The 15598-nt window shown below is 68.2% G+C and carries 12 protein-coding genes and 1 pseudogene; 3 read left to right on the plus strand and 10 right to left on the minus strand.

The annotated features are described in order from the left end of the window. Positions 1-95: 95 nt before the first annotated feature. The 3 genes and pseudogenes from AB0M29_RS31055 to AB0M29_RS31065 all read right to left on the minus strand — a co-directional run. Positions 96-1601, minus strand: a complete 1506-nt coding sequence (locus tag AB0M29_RS31055; protein WP_365388677.1) for an NAD(P)/FAD-dependent oxidoreductase — start codon at positions 1599-1601, stop codon at positions 96-98. A 59-nt stretch (positions 1602-1660) separates the two neighbouring features. Further along, positions 1661-2392 carry a methyltransferase domain-containing protein gene (locus tag AB0M29_RS31060; protein WP_365388679.1) on the minus strand — a complete coding sequence of 244 codons (732 nt, stop codon included), beginning with the start codon at positions 2390-2392 and terminating at the stop codon, positions 1661-1663. A 30-nt stretch (positions 2393-2422) separates the two neighbouring features. Then, a pseudogene (locus AB0M29_RS31065) lies at positions 2423-3124 on the minus strand (lycopene cyclase family protein); the annotation flags it as partial. A gap of 68 nt (positions 3125-3192) precedes the next feature. Between AB0M29_RS31065 and AB0M29_RS31070 the strand changes: the two are divergent. Beyond that, positions 3193-4101, plus strand: a complete 909-nt coding sequence (locus AB0M29_RS31070; protein WP_365388681.1) for a DDE-type integrase/transposase/recombinase — start codon at positions 3193-3195, stop codon at positions 4099-4101. 270 nt (positions 4102-4371) lie between these two features. Next, positions 4372-5184 (plus strand): AAA family ATPase, encoded by an 813-nt coding sequence (locus AB0M29_RS31075; protein WP_365388683.1) that lies wholly within the window; start codon positions 4372-4374, stop codon positions 5182-5184. Between the two features lie 335 nt (positions 5185-5519). On the opposite strand, the gene AB0M29_RS31080 is transcribed toward AB0M29_RS31075, so the two are convergent. Next, positions 5520-6725 carry an IS256 family transposase gene (locus AB0M29_RS31080; protein ID WP_365388793.1) on the minus strand — a complete coding sequence of 402 codons (1206 nt, stop codon included), beginning with the start codon at positions 6723-6725 and terminating at the stop codon, positions 5520-5522. Between the two features lie 168 nt (positions 6726-6893). Beyond that, a complete protein-coding gene (locus tag AB0M29_RS31085; RefSeq protein ID WP_365388685.1) occupies positions 6894-7496 on the minus strand; it encodes a hypothetical protein in 603 nt (200 codons plus the stop codon). Positions 7497-7861: 365 nt separating this feature from the next. Between AB0M29_RS31085 and AB0M29_RS31090 the strand changes: the two genes are divergently transcribed. Further along, positions 7862-9181, plus strand: a complete 1320-nt coding sequence (locus AB0M29_RS31090) for an ISL3 family transposase (protein WP_365388687.1) — start codon at positions 7862-7864, stop codon at positions 9179-9181. 477 nt (positions 9182-9658) lie between these two features. Here AB0M29_RS31090 and AB0M29_RS31095 read toward each other — a convergent pair whose 3' ends face one another. The 5 genes from AB0M29_RS31095 to AB0M29_RS31115 are packed head-to-tail and all read right to left on the minus strand — an operon-like array spanning position 9659 to position 15237. Then, the gene (locus AB0M29_RS31095; protein ID WP_365388689.1) at positions 9659-10111 is read right to left on the minus strand and encodes a hypothetical protein; all 453 of its coding nucleotides are present in this window, start codon (positions 10109-10111) and stop codon (positions 9659-9661) included. A gap of 14 nt (positions 10112-10125) precedes the next feature. Then, a complete protein-coding gene (locus tag AB0M29_RS31100; RefSeq protein WP_365388691.1) occupies positions 10126-11202 on the minus strand; it encodes a hypothetical protein in 1077 nt (358 codons plus the stop codon). Continuing rightward, the gene (locus AB0M29_RS31105; RefSeq protein WP_365388693.1) at positions 11199-13181 is read right to left on the minus strand and encodes a hypothetical protein; all 1983 of its coding nucleotides are present in this window, start codon (positions 13179-13181) and stop codon (positions 11199-11201) included. Before AB0M29_RS31105 ends, AB0M29_RS31100 begins: the two co-directional genes overlap by 4 nt. Then, positions 13178-13942: a toll/interleukin-1 receptor domain-containing protein gene (locus AB0M29_RS31110; RefSeq protein ID WP_365388696.1), complete on the minus strand. Its 765-nt coding sequence runs from the start codon at positions 13940-13942 to the stop codon at positions 13178-13180. Before AB0M29_RS31110 ends, AB0M29_RS31105 begins: the two co-directional genes overlap by 4 nt. Beyond that, a complete protein-coding gene (locus AB0M29_RS31115) occupies positions 13939-15237 on the minus strand; it encodes a helix-turn-helix transcriptional regulator (RefSeq protein ID WP_365388698.1) in 1299 nt (432 codons plus the stop codon). Before AB0M29_RS31115 ends, AB0M29_RS31110 begins: the two co-directional genes overlap by 4 nt. Between the last annotated feature and the right edge of the window lie 361 nt (positions 15238-15598).

Here is a 15598-nt window from a genome sequence, read left to right on the forward strand (position 1 = left end):
GGCAGCGCGGCAGCGCGGCAGCGCGGCAGCGCGGCAGCGCGGCAGCGCGGCAGCGAAGGGTCGCTGGCAAGCGACGCAGCGCCGCGCCGACGCCGCTACGCCAGCCGCGCCGCCGCGCGCAGGAGCCTGCTGCGGCCGGTGGGGGGGATCGTCCACAGATCGTGGCCGCGCAGCCCCCAGTCCCGCAGAAGGGTGTTGGCGGCGAGGAAACCGCTGGTGGCCGCTCTTTCCATTAGGGCGACCGGGAGACCGGTGCGGCCAGTGTCGCCGACGACGACCAGGCCGGGCGTGGGAGTGTCCACGGTCGGCCGGTCGGCGTAGCTGCCGACGGGGAACGAGGGACAGTCGGCCCGCCATTCGTGGCGCGCGTCGATGACGCGGGCCGGGCCCGTCTCCGGGTACAGGCGGTGCAGTTCGCCCAGCAGCTCCTCCTGCGTCCGGGTCCGGTCGGCGTCCGCGGCGAGCACGTAGGCGTGCAGTTCCACCACCGAACCGCCCGTGCGCGCGGCCCAGCGTGCGGCCTCGCCCTCCCAGGCGCTGAGGACGCTGACATTGTCGAGGGTTCCGTATCCGCTCGTGCCCAGGAAGCCGGCCCGCTCCGGGCGCACGGGCCGGTCCAGCCACAGCCGCGAGACGAGGAACGGCGGAGCGGTGGCCATTCTGGCCATACGCTCACGCCACGGCGTGTCGCCCAGGTCGGCGCAGGCGCCGACGAGCGAGCGCAGGGCGCCCGGGTCGAGGGCGAGCACTACGGCGTCGCACCGCTCCTCGCTGTCCGCCGTCCCTACGGTGAAGCCGCCCGCAGGCCGCACGGAAACGGCTTCGACCGCGGTGCCGGTGTGGATCCGGGCACCGAGCCGGTCCAGATGTTCGGCGAGCGGAGTCCACAGTGCCTGCAGGAACGGCTCATTGGGCACGTCGAACAGCAGGCCCTCGGCCGATCCGAGGAAGTAGATGTGGAACATCAGCACCATCTCAGCGGCGGACAGCTCCCGGGGATCGGCGAAGAAGCTGCGGGAGAACACCTCGAACGCCAGGTGCCGTGCCGCTTCGGGAAAATGGATCGCTTCGAGGAAGTCGTGCGCGCTGACGTGGTCGAACCGGCCGTACACATCGGGTACCCGGACGTCCAGCAGAGGCAGGGCAGCCCGGGGGTGCGTTTTCGTCATCTCACGCCAGCCGAAGGAGGGGCTCAGCGCCGCGAAGCCGAGCGCGCTCAGCGGTGGAGTGCGGGGGACACGACGGAAGCTGTCCTGACGGCCGCTGCCGTGGCGCAGCGGGTAGTCGGGCAGGGCCGGTGAGCCCCCCAGGTCGGCGTCGGTGCGGCGCATCAGGGCACGCAGGTTGTAGTACTGCCGGAAGAACGCGTGGAAGCCACGGCTCATCGTCACCGGCGTGCCGTCGGCCAACTGGGTCGGCCACCCTCGCAGGCGTCCGCCGAGCTGTGCCTCACGCTCGTACACGGTGACCCGAACGCCGCGCTCCGCCAGTGCGGTCGCAGCGGTCAGGCCCGCGATGCCTCCCCCGACGACCGCCACCCGCGGAGTGTCGGAAGGCGCGGTGCGCTCGGCACCCGGATGCCCGGGAAGCAGTCGCGCCATCCGGTCACGGCCGGGGCGGGGCGTGCGCGTCGGGAGCGCCGGTGGACGGAGAATGGCGGTCACTTCACGGCCTCCGTGTCTGCGACCGGGCGGCGGGCCACGATCGTGTGGGTGATTCCGGTCTGCCAGCCCGGAAGGGGCAGCACTCTGACGTGCTCGAAGCCGGCACGGCGCACGCGCTCTCCGAGTGCGTGAGGGGTGTCGAACGCCACGACGCTGCGCCGCAGGTGCCGGTACAGCGGTCCGTCGCCGAGCAGCGTGGCCGCCGGCAGGACGAGACCGCCGCTCACCACGTTCCACACCGCGCGATGTGCCGCCATGCCGCTGAGAGCGTACTCGTGCAGCGCCAGCCGTCCGTGCGGCGCGAGGAGTGCGAACGCCGAGGCGAGCACGGCATCGGGATCGGCGAGGTTGCGCAGCAGGTAGGCGGCGAAGACCGCGTCGAACGGGCCGTGCACCCCTGCCTCGGCCAGCCGCTCGGCGGGGGCGTGCACGAAGCGGACCGGTCGCCGCCAGGCGCGCCATGACGCCCGCCGCAGCATTCCGCCCGAGGCGTCGACGGCGGTGATGTCCGCTTCGGGCATCGCGGTCGCCAGGGCCGCCGTCGAGGCTCCGGTGCCGCACCCCAGGTCGAGGACGCGCAGACGGCGGCCGTCGCCCGCCAGGCCCAGGCGCCGGGCGCAGCGGCGCAAGTGGGCGTGGTAGCCGGGGTTGGCGGCCACCAGAGCGTCGTATCTGGGCGCCGCGTGGTCGAACGCGGCTGCCAGGTCGGCGGCGCGCAGCAAGGTCATGCCGTCTCCATGAAGGGTGAGGTCGGGTGCTCAGGAACCGGGGTGGTTCCGCCGCGGAGTGAAGGGCAGGGTGCCGGCGGAACGGAGCATCGCCGCGACGGGCACGCGCAGCCCGACGGACAGGTCCTCGAGGAGGTTGATGCGTCCGTCGAGGAAACGCAGCAGCCGGGCCGCTGGCACGCCCTTGGACAGCTGGGCGAAGAACGCCGGCCCGTCGATCCGTCCCCGGTCGAGGGCGGCGTGGAGCAGGACGGCGTCCATCATCAGCGAGCGCGCGGAGTGGGCACGCGGGGGCAGGGGACGCCGTCCGGCGTGCAGGGCGGCCGCCACGCCGCGGGTCAGGCGTTGCACGGCGCTGAAGGTGTAACCGGTGGCGGGCCCGGTGGCCCCGGCGGCCGCGCCGAGGGGGAACACCGAGGAGGCGGTCCGACGGGGAAAGCGGGCGTCCGTCATCGGGATCACGCCCTGCTCGACCGCGACCACCTCGTGCACGCCGAGATCGAGGATCTCCGCCGTGTAGTGCCGGAGCGCCTGGTCGTACTCCTCCGGATCGAGGAGGTGCCGGGAGAACTCCGTGTACTCGACGAGGGCTTCGTGAGGGCCGGTCGGCAGCACGTAGCCGAACGACAGACCGCGGCGGGGCTGCGGGGTGCGGAAGTCCATCAGTTCCACGACCGAGGGGTCGAAAACCGGATGGCGGGTACGGACGAACCAGCCGCGGAAGTGCTGCAACCGAGCGCACGCTGCAGCGACACTTCGTCAGCGCCGGGCTGACCGGCACCGGCGGGGGCGATCGAAGCGTGTTCGGCCGGTTCGAGGCGACCCGCGCCAACGCGTTGTGGACGGGCGACGCCCTGCACGGGCCGAAGATCGGAGGCCGGAAGACGTATCTGTTCGCCTTCATCGACGACCATTCCCGGGCAACCGTGGGGCACCGGTTCGGGTTCGCCGAGGACACCGTCCGCCTCGCGGCCGCGCTGCGGCCGGCGCTGTCGGCCCGGGGGGTCCCGGAGTCGATCTACGTTGGCAACGGAAGTGCCTTCGTCGACACATGGTTACTGCGGGCCTGCGCGTCGTTGGCGATCCGGCTGACCCATTCCCGCCCGGGACGGCCGCAGGGCCGGGGCAAAATCGAACGATTTTTTAGGACCGTGAGCGATCAGTTCCTCGTCGAACTCGACGAGGAACGTGTCGGCCAGATCGAGCATCTCACCGAGCTGAACAGGCTGCTCACCGCCTGGGTGGAGACGGTCTATCACCGCGCGGTGCACTCCGAGACCGGGCAGCCGCCGATCGAACGCTGGCTGGGTTCGATTCCCAAGCCGCTGCCGCTGCCCTCCACGACGGATCTCCGCGAAGCGTTCCTGTGGTCGGAGTTCCGCACCGTGACGAAGACCGCGACGGTCAGCCTGCACGGCAACTCCTACGGAGTCGACCCGTCGCTGGCCGGGATGAGGATCGAGCTGGTCTTCGACCCGTTCAACCTGACCGACATCGAGGTGAGGGCCTCCGGCAAGACCCTGGGCAAGGCGGTCCCGCACCACGTCGGCCGCCATGCCCACCCCAAGGCGAGCCCGGAGACACCGGCCGAGCCGGCGGCACCGACCGGGATCGACTACCTCAAGATCCTCGAACAGGCGCACACCGCGAACACCGCCAAGGGCGTCAACTACTCGTCTCTGATGGACGATTCGCGGGGCCGGCGGTGAACCCGTCCCGGGCCGAGGAGTTCTACTTCGACCCCGAACCCGACCTGTTCATGCTCACGCCCCGCGAGCTGGCCGACCGGGCCCTGTCCCTGGCGGAGGTCTGCTGCCGCCGGGCCGAACACAACGCCGGCCCCCTCGACACTCCCGCCGTCCGCACCGCTTTCCGCGCGGTCCGTCTCGCCGTCCGGACCGGACAGCGGGCCGCGGCCGAAGAATCAGCCGAACTGACCGCCACCCAGGCGGAGTTGTGCCCCTGTCCCAGGAGGTTCCATGATCGACCGCGTCCAGAGCTACTACGGATTCACCCGCGTCCCCTTCGGCCGCGACCTGGCCCCCTCGATGCTCCACCAGCACAACTCCCACCGGGAGGCCGCCGCCCGCATCGCCTGGTGCATCAACAACAAGGCGATCGGCGTGGTGACCGGCGAGGTCGGCGCGGGCAAGACCGTCGCCCTCAAGGGCGCCGTCGCCTCGCTCGACCCGGCCCGCTTCACCGTGATCTACCAGCCCAACCCGGAGGTCGGCATGCGCGGCCTCTATGACCGCATCGTCACCAGCCTGGGCGGCACCCCGAAATACCAGTCCGCCGCTCTCGCAGCTCAGGCGTCCGCCGCGCTGGCCGCCGAAGTCGACGAGCGGGGCCGCACCCCCGCGGTCGTCATCGACGAGTCGCACCTCCTGGACCACCACGAACTGGACGCGATCCGCATGCTCACCAACTACGACATGGAAACCACGACGCCGTTCGCGGTGTTGCTCATCGGGCAGCCCACCTTGCGCAAACGGATGAAGCACGGCGTCCTGGCGGCCCTGGACCAGCGCATCGCGATCAGCTACCAGATGCCCACCATGAACAAGGAGGAGACCGCCAGCTACATCAAGCACCTGACGATCGCCGGCCGATCCGACCCGCTGTTCTCCGACGACGCCATCGACCTGATCCACCTCACCAGCCGCGGCCTGCCCCGCTCGGTCAACAACATCGCCCTGCAATCCCTCATCGCCGCGTTCGCCGACGAGAAGAGCATCGTCGACGAATCCTCCACCCGCCTCGCCATCACCGAGACCCACGCGACAGAGTGACCACGAAAGCGACACCGTGACCACGAAGACCCCAGCGGCCTGACGGCCACCGGGGTCAATTCACACCACCCCGTCAACAACCAGCACGTCGCCTTCATGCACACCTACAGCGTCGCTCAACAGCCCGGACGGGCCTTGGTCAAGCTTGGCAACCCTCGCCGCCCTGATGGACCGTAGACATCCGCCCGTCGTCGTACAGGACGAGTGCGGCCCTTGCGAGTTCCGAGATCCCGTACAGCCAGAAACTCACATACGCGCGGACACAGTCGCCGACGACGACCAGGCCCGCGGCCGGAGGGTGTGTCAATTTAACGGCTGATCCTGGCGGTTGAGGTTCAGTTGTTGGCCGGCGTGAGCCGGCCCTCGAAGGCGATCTGGAAGGCGTTCAGGGGCGCCTTCCAGCGCATGGTCCAGCGCTTGCGGCCCTTGCCTGTCGGGTCGAGGCTCATCAGTGCCAGGTAGACGCACTTCAGAGCTGCGGCCTCGGTGGGGAAGTGACCGCGGGCCCGGACGGCCTTGCGTATCCGCGCGTTGACGGACTCGATGGCGTTCGTCGAGCAGATGACGGTGCGGATCTCGACGTCGAAGGAGAGGAAGGGTACGAACTCGGCCCAGGCGTTCTCCCACAGCCTGATGATCGCCGGGTACTTCTTCCCCCAGGCGTCCTGGAACTCTCCGAAGCGTTCGGCCGCCGCGCTCTCGCTCGGCGCGGTGTAGACGGGCTTGAGCGCCTTGGCGATCTTGTCCCAGTCCGCGCGCGAGGCGTATCGGAAGCTGTTGCGCAGGAGGTGAACGATGCATGTTTGCACAATCGTGCGGGGCCAGACGGTCTCGACCGCGTCGGGCAGGCCCTGGAGCCCGTCGCAGACCAGCATCAGCACATCGTCCAGGCCGCGGTTCTTCAACTCGGTGAACACCTGCAGCCAGTACTTCGCGCCCTCGCCGCCGTCGCCGGCCCAGATGCCCAGGATGTCCCGGGTGCCCTCGACGGTGACGGCCATAACGACGTAGACGGGCCGGTTCGCGACCTTCCCGTCCCTGATCTTGACGTTGATGGCATCCACGAACAGGACCGGGTAGACGCGGTCGAGCGGCCTGTTCTGCCATTCGGCCATGCCCTCCATCACCTGGTCGGTGATGGTGGAGATGGTCTGCTTGGAGACCTCGGCGCCGTAGATCTCGGCCAGGTGCGCGGAGATCTCCCCGTGGGTGAGGCCCTTCGCGGACAGCGACAGCACCATCTCGTCCACGCCGGTCAGCCGCCGCTGCCGCTTGCGCACGATCTGCGGCTCGAAGCTGCCGGCCACGTCCCTGGGCACCTTGACCTCGACCGGTCCGACGTCGGTCAGCACGGTCTTGGACCGGGTGCCGTTGCGGCTGTTGCCGCTGTTCTTCCCCGCCGGATCGTGCTTGTCATAGCCGAGGTGGTCGGTGATCTCGCCCTCCAGGGCGGACTCCAGCACCCGCTTGGTCAACTGCTGCAGCAACCCACCCGCACCGGTCAACTGCATGCCCTCACTCCGGGCCCGGTCCACCAGCATCGCGATCAACTGCTCGTCCGACGTGGCACCACCGACCGGCTCAGCCACGGACTCGTGCTCGATCGTCATCTCACTCACTTGGCGTCTCCATGATCAACAGATCCGCCGGTTATTAGACACTCCCCGGCCGGACGCGGTTGCGCAGGGTGAGGACTGTGCGGTTACGAGTCAGTGAAGGTTGACAAGGATCGAGGGCGTGTCAGGTGTGACGTTGGCCGTGCCGAGCGCTTCGGGGACACGCAGATGATCCGGGGTCGCCCGCGTAGGGACGTCCCAGATGCCATACGTAGTTCCGGTGACACCCGGGTTGATGCCGTCGAAGTCGCTGGTCGGGGTACCGGAATTCGACAGGTACGAGTTGTAGGTGTTCATCGCATCACTGTCTGCCGAGGTCTGGCTGTAGGCGTTTGGTCCGACAATGACGGCGGTGACTCCGGGGTTCCAATACGCCTTGGCATGGCCTGTGTTGGTGACGCTGAACCGGACCACGATCCACTTGTTGCCGGGAGGCTTCGGGTACGCGGTACTAAACGCGTGCAGGACTTTGGGATCGAGGGACTCTGTTGCCTGCACGCTCACTACAGTGACCTTGAAGGACTCCGGCGTATCCAAGGCGGGCAGCTGCAGGTCGAACGGCTGCCTGATTCTGGCTGTGGCGACGGCCGACGTAGTGGTGGGAGGGCTGGTCGTCGCATTCAGGTGGGGAGTGGAGTTTCCGCCGCAAGCGGTCAAGCCGACGACGGACAGACCAGCGCCCGCCAGAATCGCCACTGCGTAGCATACGGGGACCTTCATGGCGATGCCCTCTCTCCGACGTACTCCCACAATGTCAGCCCACCCGATGTTGGCTGACCTGTGGAGACGATCACTCCACCGTACGAGCCGCTGGCGACAATGGCAGCAAGGCGCACTGGTGGGTAGCTTTCTACTGCACCGGGGGCCTGCCCGATTGAATGTCACCCCAGATATCCGCCTTACAGGGTCTTCGAACTTGAGCGGTGCGTCCTTCGCGGTCCTGACTTGCAGTCACTCTCTGTGTGCAACTGACTTGTTGCTGGCCCTGGACGCAGGATGCCCGTGGTCCTGAGTGATCATTTCTGTTCTCTACGCAGAAGGATCACTGGGGAGCCACGGGCTTGGTCAACGATACGACGTTGCTGCTCGACCTCGACGGGGTGTCCGTCGTGCGGGTCGAGCGGTTCACGGATGGCATGCGCCGGGTCCATCTGGTCACGGCGGACGCCTCGGCCAGGGCCTGCCCGGTCTGCGGGGCCTTCGCATCCCGTGTGAAAGGGACCGCGACCACGCGGCCGCGCGATCTCCCCTACGGAGAGCGGGGGCTGGAGTTCCTCTGGCACAAGCGTCGCTGGTGGTGCCGGGAGCCGGCCTGTCCCCGGAAGTCCTTCACCGAGCAGATACCGCAGATACCGGCCGGTGCCCGGCTCACCGCCCGGCTGCGGTCCGCGGCCGGGCGGCGGGTACGCGACGCCGGGTCCACCGTCGTCCAGGCCGCCCGCGATCTGCATCTGTCCTGGCCGACCGTGATGGACGCTTTCCGCGTCCAGGCCCGGGAGGTCACCGGGGCGCCGCTGCCCGAGGTAAGTGTGCTCGAGATCGACGAGACCCGCCGGGGCCGCCCCCGCTGGGAACAAGACCCCGACACCGGCAAGTGGCACCTGACGCGCGACCGGTGGCACACCGGGTTCGTCGACGCCCTCGGCACCGGCGGACTCCTCGGCCAGGTCGAGGGCCGCACCGTCGCCGACGTGCTGGCCTGGCTGTCCACCACCGAGCCGACCTGGAGGAAGAGCATCCGCCACGTCGCCATCGACATGTCGGCCACCTATCGCGCCGCGATCCGCACCGGCCTCCCACACGCCATCGTCCTGGTCGACCACTTCCACGTCGTGCAGCTTGCGAACAAGATGCTGTCCCTGGTGCGGCGCCGCACCACCGCCGAGCTGCGCGGACGGCGCGGCCGCGCCACCGACCCGGAGTGGAAGGCCCGCCGCCGGCTACTGCGCAACCGCGAAGACCTCACCGACGAACAGTTCGCGGGTATGTGGAACCCACTGCTGGGCGAGGGGAAGATCGGTCAGACGCTGCTGGTCTCGTGGATCGCCAAGGAGAACCTGCGCACCCTGCTCGGCCTGGCCCGCACCGGCGCCGACCGCCACCGCATCGGCCACGCCCGCTGGAAGTTCCTCACCTGGTGCGCGGACTCCGACATCCCCGAGGTGCGACAGCTCGCCACCACCGTCGACCGCTGGTGGCCCGAGATCGAGGCGTTCATCGACACCGGTCACAGCAACGCCAAGAGCGAGGGCATCAACCGTGTCATCAAGCTCGTCGCCCGCGCCGCGTTCGGCTTCCGCAACGCAGACAACCAACGCCTACGCACACGCTGCGTCACCACCCGCCGAGCCCGAGGACACCTCCGCACCGCTCAACTTTGAAGACCCCCCTTACAGGCGCGGGGAGCAGCGGTCCTGGTACTCCACGCGGATCCGGGTGGAGGGCTCATCCCCGCAGGCGCGGGGAGCGAGGCATCTACGACTATTTCGAGAAGCGCATCATGGGCTCATCCCCGCGGGGTGCGGGGAGTGGTCACCTTGCAAGACTATCGACGTTGCCGTCAGGGGCTCATCCCCGCGCCCGCGGGGCTGTTCCTACGCCAGTAGCCGTGGTGATGTCCCCGGCCTCCTGCTCCCCGCATCCGCGGGGCTGTTCCCCACGGGCAGGAATGCAACCGGCCCGACCAGTACGGCTGTCCGTACCCGCGGGTCGATCAGCAGCGGGTCACCCGGGTCGATCGGAGTCCTCCCGCGGACGGCGGCGCCTGCACATCCGCACTGCCAGGCATCGATCCGAAAGTGGCCCAGGTGCAGGCTGTTGTCAGGCCCTTTAGCAGCACTACGCGCGAATTCCGGGGTTCAACAGGTATCAGATTGGGGGGCCTGCGGGTGGGTGTGGAAGGTGAGCCCGCTGATACGCCCGGCTTGGACGACGGGCGCGTTGTGGACGCCGCCGTTGACTTCGTTGTGCACAGTGACCGCAGACGTGGGTGCTGTGCTGGCGAGTTGCTCGAACGCGCGCAGGAGAGCGCGGATTTCGTTGCTGGTGACAGGGTCTGATGCCAGCATGTGCTGCAGTTGGGCGGCCCAATGACCAATGAGTTGACTGGCGGTCTCGTGAGCGTGGGCGGCGTCCGAACCGACCAGTTGTCTTTGCGCGTGGTCCAAGTCCGCGAGCGTGGTGTGGCCCGAGTTGCTGTGCGTGAGAATCCGGGCGGCAAGCTCCCGTGCGTAGGCCCAGGAGTCTGTGGCCATGAGGGAGACCAGTGTGGTTGCTCCCGACACCGCGAGGGCGGTGAGCTGGGTGTCCATTGCGCTCTCCTCGATCAGGATTCGGACCCGTGGTCAGGCTCGTCGTTGCTGCCGTGCGTCCGTTCGGGATCATCAGCGGCGAATGCCGCCGGCTGGTCGAATCGGTGCAGCACGTTGTCGGCCGCCTCGTGCCGGTCCTGGGCTCTGATGATGTCGGCGAACTGCTTGGCCAGGAACGATCGTCGGACGTCGCCTTGTGTGAAGCCCATCGAGTCGAAGAAGTCTGCGATGTGGTCGGCAGGCTGTCGTTCCGGTTCGGTGGGCGGGGATATGACCCGTGGGAGCGGATCTACCTGGCCCGGTGGCTGCGCCAAGAGGTGCTGGAGTCGTTCGGGGATGTCGCTGTCGTTGGCGGCTGACGTGAGTTGCGCGAGCAGGCCCAGGTCGGTCACCGCTTTCTCCACGTGCTCGTCGTGCTTGGCGAGCCACCAGACCACGGCGCTGCCGGTGTCCTTCAACACGTCCTCGCCAAGGTACTGCCGCTTGCTCTGCTCGTATTTGCGTTGGTGCTCCCACACCGCCTTGTCCTTGCGTACGTCGGCGAGCTTGTCCAGGCGCTCCTGGTCCGGCTGGAGCAGGGTGATGGTGACGTTGTCGGCCATGGCCTGGAGATGGCTGGTGAGGTCCGGGAGCATGATGCTGAGCGCTCCGCTGAGTTCGTGCTGGACGAGTGACGCCCGGCTCGGCTCGCGTTTCTCAGTGATGGCACGGGCACGGTCGAGGACGGCTTCGACGGCCAGGCCCGCGGGGTTGAGAACGGGATCGCCTCCCGAAGGCGACAGGAGATACCACCGCACAGTTGCCGAGAACACGAAGTCGTAGTCGGCCCATTGGCTGGGGAGCGCTACTTGGCGGACACAGTGTTCGTTGCGCTGCACGGGGGCGGTGGTGAGCTGCTCTTCGAAGCTGACGGGCATGGAGCCGCGGCGCCGCGAGGCGGCTTTGAATGTCAGGGCCGGGATGGCGACGAGCAGCACGGCCAGAGGGGGCCATGCCCACGCGGGCCATCGTTGCGTGAGGCCGAGGATGGTCAGCAGCAAGCCGCTCAAAACCGTGAGGAAGACGGTGGTCGTCTTGCGTCCGGTGGTCACTGTCGAGTCCCCCTGGCTGTCGCTGAGGCGGTCGGGCCGAGGCCCTGGACGGCACGGATCTTGCTGAGCAGCAGTTCGGTGGTGGCGACCGCGCGCTTGGGGTCGGCGTCGGTGGAGCGCTCGGCCTCGCGTGCGCTGGCGTATAGGGCGGCGAACACGCTCCCGCGCCGGCTGCCGCATCGCTGCGCCGCGACGACGAGAATGTCAAGGAGCAGCTCACCGCTCACCTGTTCTTCGCTTGCGGCGCTGTGGAGCCAGTGTTCGACCTGCGGATGCCATTGCGTCCGCGGAAGAGCGGACAGGACCGCGTGCCAGCAGACGGTCAGGGAACGCTGGACGTCCTCCTCGCGCACGAGCGGCCCAGGAGCCTGGCTGGGGCCTGTCAGGGCTTGCGGGTCGCAGGTCCGTAGAAAAATGGTGAGGGTGGCCGGCGTGAGTTCGTATCGTGCGAGGCGGTCGAAGAGCCGGCGCCGTAAGCGGCGGCTGCCCGACACCAGTTCGCTCAACGCGTGCAGGGCATCGGTGTCAGGCTCACGCCGTGCCAGGTGGTACAACCGGATCAGCGCCTGGTCGGGGTGGCTGGCGGCGATGACTTCGGCGCAGATCTGGACAAGGACCTGTGCGAACTCGCCTTTGAGTCGCCGCTCCGCACACCAGTGGCGGATCAGGTTCCGCAGACGGGCGCCCTGGCGGGGGTCGCTCAGACCCCAGGCGAGTGCCTGAACAGCGGCTTGCCGTGACAGGTTGCTCGCTGAGGTTGAACTCCAGCCCTCAGCCAGAAGCACCAGGCCCTCCCCGCGCCCCGTCCGCAGGTATTGGCCAGCCAGCCGTGCCACCAGGTCGCTGCGGACATCAGCGGTCATGTGAGGGTCGCTCAGATCCATGAGCTGGGCAGTCCAGATGCCCAGGTGCGGACGCAGATCGGGGACGTGGTCCCAAAAGTGGGCTCGGACGGCCGCGTCGTAATCGAGGTCGGTGAACCGCACGCGACCGCCGGTATCGCTCGCGGCCGCGATCTCCGTGAAGCGTTCGGAGAGGTCCTTGTCCTCAAGTACCGGCAGCTGCTCCGATGCAGAGCCGATGATGCGCAGCAGGACCTGGGCGGCGCGGTGGATGACGTCCGCGTGGGCGCCGTGCAGCATGGCCACCGTGACCAGCAGGGCCCGCTGCTGCACCTCGCGCAATCGGGCGACCGATTGTGCGACGTCCTTCCGGTGATCGCCGCGCGCGTTCTTTGCTTGCTCGCACCACTGCGCGAATCCTTGGTCCGGTGCGGCCTCGCGCGCGCGGCGTACCAGGTCGGCGAAGGCTGCGATCTCCCTCATCGGTCGTTCCTGCAGAAACTCGGTGATCGCGCCGTCAGCCTGCAGGTAGTCCCCGTACGGCAGGCCGTGGACGCGCAGGTGCCGGTGGAGGACGGTCAGGGCCCCCGGTGCGCTGACCACCACGCGATAGTGCTGGAGGTCCGAATCGAGTGGGCGGTCGTGTGGCATGACGACCACCAGGTGGGCCTGCTGGTCGTGCACGGTCTTCCGCAGCGCGGGTAAGTCCTTGCAGGCCCGGGCCCATTGGGCGTCGTCGGCCGTGGACAGGTCCAACAGGAGCTGGTCGCCTGCTCCGACCAGGTCCGGGTCGTGCAGAGGGAGTTCCTCCTCCTCATCTGGCTGCAGCTCGTGGAGGGCGCCTGTGTCCTGGTGGTGCTCGCGCAGCAGGACGCGGGCGGCGCAGGAGCGGCCGGAACCTGGTGGGCCGTCCAGGATGACGGTGCCGGTGTCCGCCAGCAGGCTACGGGCCTGTCCCAAGTTCACCGGAGGGACCAGTACCCGGCGATGCCAGCGGAGTTGGTCCTCGGCGATGCCGCGGAAGGCCGACCCGCTGGAACCGTGCGGTCGGGAATCGGCGTTGATGTAGATGTTGCCGCTTCCGGTGTGGGTGGGGCCGCCCGGGTTCTCCACGCGGGTGCGGAAGGATTCAGTCACCGACCCTCGTCCTTGTGCGGGTCTGCCTCGCCGAACTGGTTCCGGACACCGCCGTGGTTGTCTCCTTCGAAGTACGTCATCCCATTGCCGGAGAAGTGACGGTCGCCCGATACATGGCGAGAGTGCTGGTAGATGTCACCCGTGCCCGTGTGGATGGTGCTTGCTCGGGTGTCCTTGATAACGAAGCGCCCGACGTCCCCGGCGAAGTCCCGGGCCTGGACGGCTGTTCCCGACACGTCATCGATGGAGTTGTTCACCGAGTCCGGTGCGGGATCCTGTGGCTCGGCTCGTGTCAGGTCTGTCAGGACCGGGACGATGTCGGCCACCGCGTCAACGATGCGGCCAAAGCCCGACTCGGGGTCGGCCGTATCGAAGGGAATCGACTGAATATCAGCTAAGAGGGCAAGTTCCGGCGGCAGTTGGGCCTTGTTCAACCGGCCCATCCTGCGGCCGTCCAGGACGGGCACGACCGGCAGGGCGCAGGCGAACGCCTCCTCGATTTCCTTGCGGACCCAGTCCTGCGGGTCGCGCAACCGGGTCTGCGAGTTCACCCACTCCGGACCGATCACGGCCAGGAGCACGCAGCTGCCCCGCAGCGCCCTCAGCAAAGCGGCCGGATAGGCTTGACCTGGCGCGATGGACCGCGATGCGCGAAACACGTGGTCTCGGCCGAAGCGGCGCACCAGCTCCTGATCGATCAGGGCAGCGGTCTTCTCCCCGTCGCCGGTACGGTAGTTGATGAATATCTCTTCCACAGTCATCCCTCTTCTCCAGGCATGGGTGAACGGGCCAACGTGCCGAGCCGGGGAGCCAGACGGCGCACCGAGGGGTGATCGCCATAGCGGGACAGGACTCGAGCCAAACGCCGAAGGTCAGTGGTGACGGTTGCCGAGCGAACCGCCGCGACGCCGTCGAGCAGCGGGGTCGCCAGCGCGCAGGCGTGATCGATCTCGCCGTGCGCGGCATACGCCAGCGCCCGGCGCACCCCGTACCTCACCTGAGTACGTACCGCGTCCTGACTCACCAGCGCCAGTTGCTGGTCCAGGCGCTCGCTCGCCTCCCCCGGCCGACCGAGGTCGACCAGACACCACCCCGTCACCATGCCGACGGGATCAGGAAGGTGCATGCTGCCGATAACCGGCCCGTCCGAAGCGTTCTCCTGGTCCAGAAGCTCCCGTGCCCGGTCCAGAGCTCGCATGCAGGCACTACCGTCGCCCGCGAGCGCATGCCCCTGCGCTTCACGCTGCGCGGCCAAGCCGCGTATCCGCGCAGGCAGGCTACTGCTCTGCGCCCGGGCAGACAGCGCAATGGTCTGCGCGGCATCCTCTTGATACAGCGTCACCAGAGCCCGCCGAACCAAGGCATACCCGGCCAGCGCACGGTCACCGCCGGCGGCCGCAAGCTCGACCGCCCGTTGGGTCCACCACAGGGCTGCTTGGTCGTTCCCGGTTTCCTGCACCAGCCAGCCCACATACTCGGCATAGCGGGAGCCGAGCGCCAGCAACTCCTGGCGTGTACCGCCAGCGGCATGAACTGACAGCTCCCGCAACGTGTGCGTCTGGGCGATCAGGGCTGGGAGGAGCAGACCGGGCTCCACACTCTGCCCGAGTCTACGGTAGTGCGTGAACAGCGAGCTGGACGCCTCCAACATCCCGGCCGCCGCATTGGGGGCGAGAGCTTGGCTGTCGTCGGACCGCCACGTCACCAAAGACGCAACGCCAGCGCCCATCACTGTCCGTCGGCCCGGGTGGAACGAGCTGGGGCCGTGCGGCGACAAATTCATGATCCACTCCTCCTCGTTCACCTCGCCCGAGGCCGGTTCACCCGATGGGCTCGACGAGTTCGTAGCGATCAGGGCGATCAGGGATCCGTCGGCACCGAGGGAGGCGTCGCACAGACGGGCGAGGTCACCGCTCGGCGTCTTGATGCCTCGTTCGACCTTGCTGAGCTGTGCCTTGCTGTAATGCACGACCCGGGACAATGCCGTGAGGCTCATCCCGGCATCGAGACGTCGTTTCCTCAGCTCTTCACCGAAACGCGCGGACGGTTGCGGCACGAAAAACCTCCCAAGACCGTCCGTCCAGGATTGAGGAGCCCTGCACGAAAGAGTGCGGCAGATCCCTCCGGACGGACAAGGCGATCGATAGTGTTTCCCGTTTCCTTCTCCGACGGCGAAGCGCGCATGCGCAGGCTCTGCGGCAGACGAACACTTTGCGACATGCACGGCCACCGCCACGGTCAGCGCTTGCCGCAGGCAGAGGAACGATGCCGACGACTTCCGGTGACACCCGAGTTGATGCCGTCGAAGTCGCTGGTCGGGGTACCAGAATTCGACAGGTACGAGTTGTAGGTACCGAGGTCTGGCTGCAGGCGATTGGGCCCACATTGACGGCGGTGCGAGGCCGCGCGGTGTCCGG

The organism is Streptomyces sp. NPDC051976 (assembly GCF_040680795.1).
Taxonomy (GTDB): Bacteria; Actinomycetota; Actinomycetes; order Streptomycetales; family Streptomycetaceae; genus Actinacidiphila.

Excerpts from the sequence above, each read along its gene's own strand:
- AB0M29_RS31055 (WP_365388677.1), bottom strand. The coding sequence starts at position 1,601 with ATGGCGCGACTGCTTCCCGGGCATCCGGGTGCCGAGCGCACCGCGCCT.
- AB0M29_RS31060 (WP_365388679.1), bottom strand. The coding sequence starts at position 2,392 with ATGACCTTGCTGCGCGCCGCCGACCTGGCAGCCGCGTTCGACCACGCG.
- AB0M29_RS31075 (WP_365388683.1), top strand. The coding sequence starts at position 4,372 with ATGATCGACCGCGTCCAGAGCTACTACGGATTCACCCGCGTCCCCTTC.
- AB0M29_RS31080 (WP_365388793.1), bottom strand. The coding sequence starts at position 6,725 with ATGCTGGTGGACCGGGCCCGGAGTGAGGGCATGCAGTTGACCGGTGCG.
- AB0M29_RS31095 (WP_365388689.1), bottom strand. The coding sequence starts at position 10,111 with ATGGACACCCAGCTCACCGCCCTCGCGGTGTCGGGAGCAACCACACTG.
- AB0M29_RS31110 (WP_365388696.1), bottom strand. The coding sequence starts at position 13,942 with ATGACTGTGGAAGAGATATTCATCAACTACCGTACCGGCGACGGGGAG.